The 9,795-nt window shown below is 59.1% G+C and carries 9 protein-coding genes and 1 tRNA gene; 3 read left to right on the top strand and 7 right to left on the bottom strand.

Annotated elements, in window-relative coordinates; genetic code table 11:
- Window positions 1-23: 23 nt before the first annotated feature.
- Window positions 24-206 (top strand): DUF1254 domain-containing protein, encoded by a 183-nt coding sequence (locus AB5Y93_RS11325; protein WP_368229383.1) that lies wholly within the window; start codon window positions 24-26, stop codon window positions 204-206.
- Window positions 207-436: 230 nt separating this feature from the next.
- Here AB5Y93_RS11325 and AB5Y93_RS11320 read toward each other — a convergent pair whose 3' ends face one another.
- From AB5Y93_RS11320 to AB5Y93_RS11310, 3 genes are all read right to left on the bottom strand, one after another.
- Complete coding sequence (locus AB5Y93_RS11320) at window positions 437-1,870, bottom strand: 6-phospho-beta-glucosidase (protein WP_368229351.1); 1,434 nt, start codon at window positions 1,868-1,870, stop codon at window positions 437-439.
- Window positions 1,871-1,883: 13 nt separating this feature from the next.
- Window positions 1,884-3,392 carry a PTS transporter subunit EIIC gene (locus AB5Y93_RS11315; protein WP_045524479.1) on the bottom strand — a complete coding sequence of 503 codons (1,509 nt, stop codon included), beginning with the start codon at window positions 3,390-3,392 and terminating at the stop codon, window positions 1,884-1,886.
- 118 nt (window positions 3,393-3,510) lie between these two features.
- The gene (locus AB5Y93_RS11310; protein ID WP_128296873.1) at window positions 3,511-4,269 is read right to left on the bottom strand and encodes a MurR/RpiR family transcriptional regulator; all 759 of its coding nucleotides are present in this window, start codon (window positions 4,267-4,269) and stop codon (window positions 3,511-3,513) included.
- A gap of 455 nt (window positions 4,270-4,724) precedes the next feature.
- Here AB5Y93_RS11310 and AB5Y93_RS11305 point away from each other — a divergent pair, with 455 nt between their 5' ends.
- Window positions 4,725-4,847 carry a hypothetical protein gene (locus AB5Y93_RS11305; protein ID WP_260395686.1) on the top strand — a complete coding sequence of 41 codons (123 nt, stop codon included), beginning with the start codon at window positions 4,725-4,727 and terminating at the stop codon, window positions 4,845-4,847.
- Window positions 4,848-5,154: 307 nt separating this feature from the next.
- On the opposite strand, the gene AB5Y93_RS11300 is transcribed toward AB5Y93_RS11305, so the two are convergent.
- Window positions 5,155-5,242, bottom strand: a tRNA-Ser gene (locus AB5Y93_RS11300).
- 247 nt (window positions 5,243-5,489) lie between these two features.
- The gene (locus AB5Y93_RS11295; protein ID WP_160839247.1) at window positions 5,490-5,945 is read right to left on the bottom strand and encodes a YbjN domain-containing protein; all 456 of its coding nucleotides are present in this window, start codon (window positions 5,943-5,945) and stop codon (window positions 5,490-5,492) included.
- A gap of 155 nt (window positions 5,946-6,100) precedes the next feature.
- On the opposite strand from AB5Y93_RS11295, the gene AB5Y93_RS11290 reads away from it, so the two are divergent.
- Window positions 6,101-7,438, top strand: a complete 1,338-nt coding sequence (locus tag AB5Y93_RS11290) for a flavohemoglobin expression-modulating QEGLA motif protein (RefSeq protein WP_010674988.1) — start codon at window positions 6,101-6,103, stop codon at window positions 7,436-7,438.
- A gap of 70 nt (window positions 7,439-7,508) precedes the next feature.
- On the opposite strand, the gene AB5Y93_RS11285 is transcribed toward AB5Y93_RS11290, so the two are convergent.
- Window positions 7,509-8,090: a thymidine kinase gene (locus AB5Y93_RS11285; protein ID WP_045524473.1), complete on the bottom strand. Its 582-nt coding sequence runs from the start codon at window positions 8,088-8,090 to the stop codon at window positions 7,509-7,511.
- 85 nt (window positions 8,091-8,175) lie between these two features.
- Window positions 8,176-9,756, bottom strand: coding sequence for a Na+/H+ antiporter NhaC family protein (locus AB5Y93_RS11280; protein WP_041211545.1), 1,581 nt, complete (start codon window positions 9,754-9,756; stop codon window positions 8,176-8,178).
- Window positions 9,757-9,795 lie beyond the last annotated feature (39 nt).

Below are 9,795 nucleotides of genomic sequence, written 5' to 3'. Positions count from 1 at the left end.
CCCCGCGAAACCGCTTCCAGAACATTCGTCACCTGGCGGACGATACCGAACACCCGGGCATCAACAACGATACCCTGCACCTGCAAGGCTGGCTGGATCTCAGTGCGGAGCCGGTGATCGTCAGTATGCCGGGTATGGACAATGGCCGTTGCTGGATCCTGCACCCCCTGGACATGGGCCATTACACCACCTCGATGAGCGGCTGACGCACCCAAGGCACCAAGGAGGGTCACTTCACAGGTCGGTTTTTTATTGCCGGATAAGGGCGGGATCCACGGCTAGACAGATTCGGTGTCGAGCCGGGATCTCGCTTATTTACAGTCAGACATTCACTGCCTTTTCTATTAAAGAGATTGCATAAACACATGGTTGAATGATGATTTATGAGATCAATAACAGGTTCTATTTAATACAGGCAGCATGTTAAACAACCCCGCTATAGTGTCCCGCCGTTGCTGGCGATGACTCTGCGATACCAGTCGAAGCTGCGCTTCTTGCTGCGCGCAAAGCTGCCGCTGCCGTCATCGTTTTTATCCACGTGGATAAAGCCGTAGCGCTTGCTGTATTCCCCTGTGGTGAAGGAGACGCAGTCGAGACATCCCCAGGGGGTGTAACCCATCACCTCCACCCCGTCCTCGACGATGGCAAGCTTCATCTGCTCGATATGGGCCCGCAAGTAAGCGATGCGGTAGTCATCGTCTATCTCTCCCCGCTCGTCTTTCTGATCCCGCGCCCCGAAGCCGTTCTCGACGATAAACAGCGGCTTCTCGTAGCGGCCATGGAGCAGATTCAGGGTATAACGCAGCCCGACGGGGTCGATTTGCCAGCCCCACTCGGAGGCCTGCACATGGGGATTTGGCACACTGCCCTCGAAGCCCGACAGGGCGGTGCCCGTGCCGGCGCCGTGCGCTCGCACCGCGTTGCTCATGTAGTAGCTGAGCCCGATGTAATCGGCGCAGCCCGCCCGCAATGTCTCTTCGTCCCCCGCTTCCATGACGATCTGATAGCCCTTGCGCTGCCACTCCTTACGGATATAGGCGGGGTAATGGCCGCGCATGTGCACGTCCCCGAACAGGAAGCGCTCGCGCATGGCCATTTCCGCATACATCACATCGTCCGGGTGGCAGGAATAGGGGTAGAGGGGCACCATGGCCAGCATGCAGCCGATCTGCAAGCCCGGGTTGATCTCATGGCCCAGACTGACCACCTTGGCGCTCGCCACGAACTGATGGTGCAGCACCTGGTACATACACTCTTCCGGGTTCGGCTCCTGGTTGTAGATGACCCCGGAGCAGCAGTAGCCAAACAGCGGCACCTTCCAGTTGCGCTGGTTGTTGATCTCGTTGAAGGTCATCCAGTATTTGACCTTGTGCTGGTAGCGGCGCAGCACCACCTCGCTAAAGCGCACGAAGCAGTCCAGCACGGTGCGGCTCTTCCAGCCGCCGTATTGGGTCACCAGGTGGTTCGGCATCTCGAAGTGGGAGAGCGTGATGACGGGCTCGATGCCGTGGCGCAGCAGCTCGTCGAACATGTCGTCATAAAAACGCAGCCCCGCCTCGTTCGGCTCGGCCTCATCCCCCAGCGGGAAGATGCGCGACCAGGCGATGGAGGTGCGAAAACACTTGAAGCCCATCTCGGCAAACAGTGCGATGTCGTCTCTGTAGCGGTGGTAGAAATCCACCGCCTCGTGGTTGGCGTAGCGATGACCGGCCTCAATCTTGTCGGTGATGACGCGCTCCACCCCGTGGGCGCCGCTGGTGAGCACATCGACGATGCTGAGCCCCTTGCCGCCCTGATCCCAGCCCCCTTCTACCTGGTGGGCGGCGACCGCCCCCCCCCACAGAAAGTCTTTCGGTAATGCGTTGTTCATGACTTGTCGCTCCTTATACGGCTTTGGATGTCAGCGGCTGGGGTTGGCTTATTTCGGCATCGGTCTGAAAGCCCGCCATCCAGGAGAAGATGACGCCCAGGGTAAAGGCCACGCCGATGGAGAGCAGGAAGCCCAGGAACTGCGCCATGTGGCCCTCTTTGAAGAACACCGGCAGCACGGCGATGCCGGGGATGCAGTAACTCCAGGAGACCGCGTTGAAGGCTCCCGCGACCGTACCACCGATGGCACCGGCCAGGCAGCCGCAGATGAGCGGGCGTTTGAAGCGCAGGGCCACCCCGTAGATGGCGGGTTCGGTGATGCCAAACAGGGCGGTCACGCCGGCCGAGAGGGTCACGCTTTTCAGCTCGGGATCCTTGGCCTTGAAGTAGACCCCGAACACGGCGCCGGCGATGCCGAACACGGCGGAGGCTTGCAGGCCGGTAAAGGTGTCATAGCCCAGAGTGGCGTAGTTGCCCACCGTCACCGGGGTGATGCCCCAGTGCACGCCGAGGGTCACCAGGGGTGTCCAGACAGCCCCCACCACGAAGCCGGCGATGGACGGGCTCAGGTGATAGAGGGTGTTGTAGATGCCACCGATGGCGCCGCCGATGAGGTTGCCGATGGGGCCGAAGGCCAGCAGGGTCAGGGGCACCATGATGGCGAGGCAGAACATGGGAGTGAAGAGGTTGCGCACCACCACCGGCAGGATCCGCTCGAAGAAGCGCTGCACATAGGACATGGCCCACACCATCAGGATGATGGGGATCACCGAGGCCGTGTAGCTCAGGTACTGCACCGGCAGACCGAGGAAGCTGAGCGGCGCGCTGTTAAGGGGAACCCCCACCAAGTTGACGATGGCCTCGTTGATGGCCGGGTTCTCCATCGCCGACTGCATCAGCGCTTGCACCGCCGGATCCGCGGAGTTTGCCAGGATGATTTTGTTCGCGGTCAGCATGTTCATGTAATCGGGCGACACCAAGGCGCAGGCGGCGATCACGGCGGTGAAGGGGTTCACGTTGAACTTCTTGGCCGCGGTGAAGGCGACCATCACCGGCAGGAAGGTAAAGCCGGTCCAGGAGACGAAGTTGAGGATGCGGAAGGTGCCGCTGGCGGAGTCCATCCAGCCGATGGCGGCGAAGAAGGAGATGAGCCCCTGCAACACGCCGCAGGCGGCCAGTGGGTAGAGGAAGGGGGCGAAGATGCTGGAGATGATGTCCATCAGGTGGTTGACCATACCCACCTTGGGGGCGTCGACCACGGCGTTTTCGTCGATCTGCACCCGTTTTTGCACTTCCCGATAGGCATCCCCGACGTGGTTGCCGATCACCACCTGCAGCTGACCGCTGGACTCGATAACGGTGATGACCCCTTGCACCCGTTTCAACACCTCCTTGTCGACCCGTCCCATCTCTTTTAGGACAAACCGCAGCCGGGTGGCACAGTGGGTGACGCTGATGACGTTGCTGTCACCACCAATCAACTCGACGATCTGTTTCGCCGAGTCCGCATAGTTAATTGCCATAATGATCCTTCCCTGCCATTTATTAATTAATATCGAAACAATTCAAATGTTGTGAATCGATGGTAGGGAAAGCATTCATCCTTGTCACGATATAACAAAATACCCGCTTTGTTACTTGTTACATAAAAGACACACCCTGTGACACCTCGGCACTTATCTTGTTTGCCAACTGGCGACCGATGGATTCGATGATATAAATCACCGGCACCTGGGTGGTAATATCATATTCATTGTCGACTACCAGCCTGGCCGCATGATATGAAATATTGAAATCCGCCATCTGGGCCAGGGTGGATTTATTATCGCTGGTAATAGTGATGAGCTTGCAGTGATGAAACAGGAACTGCTTCGCCAACTTGATTATCTCGGTGGTCTCCCCGGAGACCGAGAGCACGATCGCCACCGCCTGTTTGTACATGTCGGTGTTGACCGGGTAGTAGGGATCATCGATGTGGTTGCTGAACTTGCCGATGTTGGAGAAGAAGCGCGCCCCGTAGCACCCCAGCGTGCCCGAGCTGCCCGCCCCCACGAAGATCACCCGCTCGGCCCCCGCGATCTGCTCGGCGGCGCTCGCGATCAAGGCGTCGAATTCGTCATTGTTGATGCTCTTGAAAAAAGAGAGGAACTCGTTGGCACCGTGTGGCAGCGATATTTCGCCGCGCTTCTCGGCATTCATTTTTAGATAGGCTTTGAATTCCGCATAACCGCTGCAATTCATCTTCTTGCAAAATCGCAATATGGTGGCGGTCGACACATCACAGGCTTCGGCCAATTCCCTGACCGTCATATAGATAACCGTCTGATGGTTCTTTATTACATAGTTATATACCTTGAACTCGAAGGTATTTAATGTTGAGACCAACTGATTATTAAACATGGTAATTCACCGAGCGCAGCCGCGTCCTTATTCAGGATGATGTCACGCAGTGTAACAAAAGGAGTGACCCGGTCGAGGAAGGATAAATCTAAACGCTCGAACTGTGATTACTATCACAATCACGCCGGCAAGATTTTCGCGTATCTGCACATGGCTTAGACGAGAGAAGGAATATTTAGGCTCTGCATGGAGCCTAAATTTTTAGCGGATGTCATTGTGTCTATTAGTGGAACGCAATATCAGGTTATCGGTGAGCAACCCCTCCATGGGATCAGCAAGTCCCGCGATGCCAGCAGAGGGTGAGCGTATTTGTACGCTTCCCCCCAAGGCGCCTGAGCACATGGTGCCGCGATCACGGTGCAGCCGTATGCCTCGAAATGACTCATGAGGACGGCGTACTGTCGGTAGTCCAGCTCACTGTATTGCAGGAAGGGGTAGACGCCAGGGATTCCATCTTGTCGTCATTGCTGAACGCACCTTCCATCGCGACCCTGTTTGTGAAACCGGGCCGCGTGGCGATCCCTGCCGAGCAATTGGATGCCTATGAGATGGCAACGGATGAGCTGCCTGTCGACTAAGGGCTGCCCCGGAAGTACAAGTACAGAAATGTCCCCTATATCTCCAAGCTGAAGAGATAACGCCGTGACGGGAATAAGGGGGGTGTATGGCTGGCTCAGAAAGCAAAAAACCGACCCTGAGGTCGGTTTTTCTAATTTGGTGCTGGGTCGGGATTGACTCGCGCCATCCCTGGCGCTCGCCTTGCGGGCAGCCTTCGGCTGTCCAAGCGGGCTAGTCCACCCGCCTGTCGATACCGGGTAGAGACCAGATTGCCGGCTACCGGAAAAACAAAAGGCCCCGTCTTGCGACAGGGCCTTTTGTTTTATTTGGCGGTGAGGGAGGGATTCGAACCCTCGATACGTTGCCGTATACACACTTTCCAGGCGTGCTCCTTCAGCCACTCGGACACCTCACCAAATTTTACTGCTTGAAGTGGCTTTCGGAGCACGCTGTGCGTGCATCTTGCCGACTTCGTCGGTGGGCAGCCTCTTGGATACCGCACCAAATTTTTGTCTGTGGTTTAACGTGTTCAGCCAACACGATGTTCGCTGCGCCGTTGCGCTGGAACGGGGCGTAATTTAGGGGAAAGCCCCGCCGCCGTCAACGGCTTTTTAGCCGCAGCGAACCGTTCGCACATTAAACGCACAGTTCAGGTGCTGAAGTCAGTGAACGGATTCCGGTGCGACCTGGATTTCCGGCAGATTGAGGAAGCCAAGGCGTTCACATTCGGAAACCACTTCATGGGTGGCTGCCGTGGTGCTTTCAACGAACAGCAGGAACTGCTCGACGGTGAGACCCGCCTTGGTAAAGACGGTGTGACCCACAACGAGGCGTGGCAGGTTGTCATCGATGATGTCGAGGAACACCTTGAGGGACGGATATTGCATGTTGAGACGACCCAGTTCGGCCACCAGGGGCAGCAGCGATGAGGGGCGCACCTCCAGCTCGGATGAGAACAGCAGCCCTTCCTCTTCCACGAAGATCCGGCTCTCCTGGATGCCCTCGACGGACTGCAGGGAGACCATGTGGATGCCATGACACTGATCGCACACATAGTGCTCGATCCGGGCCTGTTGCAACCAACGCATTATCATTTCAGAGCTGGGGATATTCATCATTTTCACGACACGGTAGAGATCAAGGGGCGCAGTCTAAACCAATTTTCAGACAACCAAAAGCACACAGGCCGGATCCCCGTCGTCTCGCTTCTTTTTGACAGGCCCTGTGCCTATACTCAGCCATTCTCGTAGCGCACTCGCCTCCAAAGAGCCCGATGACCATCCAAGAAAAGTATCGCCTGCACCTCAAATCCCTCTCGGATGAACTGCTCGCCCTGCAAAAACCCATCCGCATCTTGGATGCCATCAAATGGCCCCGTCACCTGCAAAGCGACTTTCTGGCAAGTGGCGGCAAGGCACTGCCCGCCATCGACAGGCACTTCTATGAATCCCTCCCCCTGGGGTTCGATCCCCGCAACAAGTACCTTGAGCTCAAGGAGTTGAGGGACAGGATCCGCCGGCGCCTCGGCCCTCAGGACGATCTCGGCCGGATCCTGCAAGAGACGGTGGATCAGTACATGGTGGTCATCGAGATGCTGCGCCAGCGCGGGCAGCCTGACTTCCAGCGCTACAGCCAGCGCCTCTACGGCTCGGCAAGCGATCACCTGCGCGGGGATCGCAAGACCCTGAAGGAGCTGGGGGCCAGATTGTGCGACATCTTCTCCCTGCCCGGCGCCCGCCACCTGGTGCGCCCCTACCCCAAGGAGTTCGAGGGGGAAGCCGCGGTGGCGAGGTTGCAAGGCAAGCTGTCGAGCTACTTCAGCGACGGCACAGTCCAGGTCAAGCTCAGCGATGGCATCGTCTCCGATGCCGCCGCCGGGGGGGATTACATCAAGCTCAACTCCCACGCCCGTTTCTCGGAACTCGATCTGCAGGTGCTGGAGGTACACGAAGGCTGGGTTCACGTCGGCACCACCCTCAACGGCCGCCAGCAATCTTACGCCACCTGGCTCGGCGCCGGCTCGCCCCGCATCACCGCCTGTCAGGAGGGGTTGGCAGTACTCATCGAGACCCTCACGTTCAGCTCCTTCCCGGACAGGGCCAAGCGCATCTCGGATCGGGTCATGGCCATCGACATGGCGGAGCGTGGCGCCGATTTCATCGAGGTGTTCCGCCACTTCGTGGCCAAGGGGGCCAGCGAGCACGACGCCTACAAGATCACCCAGCGGGTGTTTCGCGGAGGCATGGTCGAGGGGGGCGCCTGCTTTACCAAGGATCTCTCCTATGTGAAGGGCTATGTGGAGACGGTGAACTTCATTCGCAGCGCCGTGCTGGAGGGAGTGCCGGAGATCCTGCCCATGCTGTTCGTCGGCAAGGTGACCCTGGACGACATCCCCGTGCTCTATCAGCACTATCTGGAGGGGCTCATCGACGCTCCTCGCTATCTCCCTCCCATGTTTCGCGACCTCACAGGGCTCTACGTCTGGTTCGGCTTCGCCTCCGGCATGTCCCTGGTGGACATAGGCCGGGTACAGCAGCATTTTCGCCAGCTCTTCCACCGCCTCCCGGCGGCCGACCCCATCATCGCCCCCGTCGACATCGAGATCGACTGACTCCCACAGACAAAGAGGGCGCCAGATGGGCGCCCTCTTTGGTGTCCAGGCTGCACGAGCCAGCAACGGGTTACTTGAAGGCCCGCCCTTCCAGATAGTGCTTGCGGCAGAGCGACACATAGCGATCGTTGCCGCCGATCTCCACCTGCTCTCCGTCGCGCATCACCTGCCCCGCCTCGTTGACCCGCGAGTTCATGTGGGCCTTGTTGCCGCACCAGCAGATGCTTTTTAGCTCCTCGAACTTGTCCGCCAGACAGAGCAGGTGGTAGGAGCCGGGGAACAGTTCGCCGCGAAAATCGGTCTTGAGACCATAGGCAATCACCGGAATGTCCTGCTCGTCGACGATGCGGGCGAGCTGGTAGACCTGCTCACGGGTCAGGAACTGCGCCTCGTCAACGATGAAGACATCGATGTGCCGCTCGGCGTGGCGCGCCTTGACCATCTCGAAGAGATCGCAGCTGTCGCTGAACACCTCCACTTTCAGCTCAAGACCGACCCTGGCACTGATGACGCCGGCACCGAAGCGATCGTCGATGGCGGGCGTCATGGCCAGCGGATACATGCCACGCTCCAGATAGTTGAAGTGGGCCTGGATGAGCTGGGTCGATTTGCCTGAGTTCATGGTGGCAAATTTGTAGTGCAGTGAAGCCATGATGGGGTTCCGAAACGGGAGTGATGGGGCGCATGCTAACCAAAGCCCCTGCCAAAACCAAGGGGCCCGCAGGCCCCTTGTTCTCTTATGCGACTGCCACGGCGCTATACGCCCGGGCTTTGCGCAAATGGTAACCGGAGAAGATCAGGAACCAGAGCCCGCTCACGGTGAAACCGGCCAGCGCGGAGTGCATCAGCCCCATCACCAGGTAGCCGAGCGCAGCGCCAAAGGCGATGGCCAGGGCATAGGGCAGCTGGGTCATCACGTGATCGATGTGATGGCAACCGGCCCCGGTGGCAGAGAGGATGCTGGTGCTGGAGATGGGGGAGCTGTGATCCCCGAACACGGACCCTGCCAGTACGGCGGCCAGCATGGGTAGCATCAGACTGATGTCGCTGGCGGCCGCCATGTCGCCGGCGAGCGGCAGCATGATGCCGAAGGTGCCCCAGCTGGTGCCGGTGGCAAACGCCATGGCGCAGGAGAGCACGAAGACCACGGCGGGCAGCACTTCCACCGGCAGATTGCCATTGGCCAGGGAGGCCAGGTATTTGCCGGTTTCCACATCGCGCACCACGGCGCCGATGGTCCAGGCGAACAGCAGGATGTTGATGGCGGGCAGCATGGCCATGATCCCCTGCGGAGCCGCTTTCATCCAGTTGCTTGCCCCGAGCTTGAGGCGCATGGCCAGACCGATGGAGACCACCAGGCTGCACAGGGCACCATAGACCAGGGAGGAGCCGACATTGGTGTTCTCGAAGGAGCCGAGCACACTGAACGGCAGCCCCTTGTCGGCCAGCACCGCAGCCCCGGAGTCAATCATGAAATAGACGGTGGCCAGGGTCAGGGTCAGGATGGGCAGCACCATGTCAATCATGCCGCCATTGCTCTCCTCCGGGCTCTCCATGTCGAGCCCGATGGGGCGCCCCTTGGACTCGTCCCACAGCTTGCCCTCCAATGCCCACTGCTCATGCTGACGCATGGGGCCGATGTCGAGCTGGAAGGCGATCACCACCAGCACCATGATCAGGGTGAACACCGCATAGAGGTTCATGGGGATCATTTCGACGAAGGCGGAGATGGGGCTCTGGTCGGTCAGACCATGAGCCGCCATGATGCCGCCGACGAGGGCGATGATGTAGGCCCCCCAGGAGGAGATCGGCATCAGCACGCAGACCGGCGCGGCGGTGGAGTCCAGCAGATAGGCCAGCTTGGCGCGGGAGATCTGGAAGCGATCGGTCACCGGACGGCAGATGGCACCCACCGACAGACTGTGGAAGAAGTCGTCGATGAAGAAGGCGAACACCATCAGACCGGTCAGGGACTTGGCACCCTTGCGGGTCTTGGCGCGGCGCTCCGCCCACTCGGCAAACGCCCGGGTCGCACCGGAGACGCTCATCAGGCTGATGAGGCCGCCCAGCAGCAACATGAAGAGGATCATGTTGACGTTGTCACGATTGAGCGCACCGTCGACCCAGAAGATCCTGAGCACGGTATCGAGCATGTAATGCAGGGAAGCAAGGGGAGAAAACTGGTTGAGCAGCAGGCTGCCTGCGACTATACCCACCCCCAGCGACACCAGGACGCGGCGGGTGATGATCGCCAGCGCAACGGCCAGCAGGGGGGGAACGACGGACCAACCGGAGTCGGCGTAATGAACGATGTCCATGATCTCTTTGCACCTAAAGACAACAGGTGGAGATCTACC

The organism is Aeromonas sp. R10-1, assembly GCF_040908465.1.
GTDB lineage: Bacteria > Pseudomonadota > Gammaproteobacteria > Enterobacterales > Aeromonadaceae > Aeromonas > Aeromonas caviae.
The sequence above is the reverse complement of the archived record's forward strand: the minus strand, read 5'-3'. Positions and strand labels throughout refer to the sequence as shown.

Excerpts from the sequence above, each read along its gene's own strand:
- AB5Y93_RS11320 (WP_368229351.1), bottom strand. The coding sequence starts at position 1,870 with ATGAACAACGCATTACCGAAAGACTTTCTGTGGGGGGGGGCGGTCGCC.
- AB5Y93_RS11315 (WP_045524479.1), bottom strand. The coding sequence starts at position 3,392 with ATGGCAATTAACTATGCGGACTCGGCGAAACAGATCGTCGAGTTGATT.
- AB5Y93_RS11310 (WP_128296873.1), bottom strand. The coding sequence starts at position 4,269 with ATGTTTAATAATCAGTTGGTCTCAACATTAAATACCTTCGAGTTCAAG.
- AB5Y93_RS11295 (WP_160839247.1), bottom strand. The coding sequence starts at position 5,945 with ATGATGAATATCCCCAGCTCTGAAATGATAATGCGTTGGTTGCAACAG.
- AB5Y93_RS11290 (WP_010674988.1), top strand. The coding sequence starts at position 6,101 with ATGACCATCCAAGAAAAGTATCGCCTGCACCTCAAATCCCTCTCGGAT.
- AB5Y93_RS11285 (WP_045524473.1), bottom strand. The coding sequence starts at position 8,090 with ATGGCTTCACTGCACTACAAATTTGCCACCATGAACTCAGGCAAATCG.
- AB5Y93_RS11280 (WP_041211545.1), bottom strand. The coding sequence starts at position 9,756 with ATGGACATCGTTCATTACGCCGACTCCGGTTGGTCCGTCGTTCCCCCC.